The 401-nt window shown below is 56.9% G+C and carries 1 rRNA gene; it reads left to right on the top strand.

The features are described 5' to 3' along the window. Nucleotides 1-401, top strand: a 23S ribosomal RNA gene (locus SAY88_RS24785); the annotation flags it as partial.

The raw sequence follows: 401 nt of genomic DNA, 5'->3' as shown, positions 1-401 counted from the left end.
CCTAGACCCCACAAAGGGTGTTGGTCGATTAAGACAGCAGGACGGTGGTCATGGAAGTCGAAATCCGCTAAGGAGTGTGTAACAACTCACCTGCCGAATCAACTAGCCCCGAAAATGGATGGCGCTAAAGCGCGCGACCTATACCCGGCCGTCGGGGCAAGGACCAAGCCCCGATGAGTAGGAGGGCGCGGCGGTCGCTGCAAAACCCAGGGCGCGAGCCCGGGCGGAGCGGTCGTCGGTGCAGATCTTGGTGGTAGTAGCAAATACTCAAATGAGAACTTTGAGGACTGAAGTGGGGAAAGGTTCCATGTGAACAGCAGTTGGACATGGGTTAGTCGATCCTAAGACATAGGGAAGTTCCGTTTGAAAGGCGCCCTCGTGCGCCGTCGGTCGAAAGGGAA

The sequence above is a fragment of the Halalkalibacter flavus genome, assembly GCF_036663575.1.
Taxonomy (GTDB): Bacteria; Bacillota; Bacilli; order Bacillales; family Bacillaceae_D; genus Halalkalibacter; species Halalkalibacter flavus.
The sequence above is the reverse complement of the archived record's forward strand: the minus strand, read 5'-3'. Positions and strand labels throughout refer to the sequence as shown.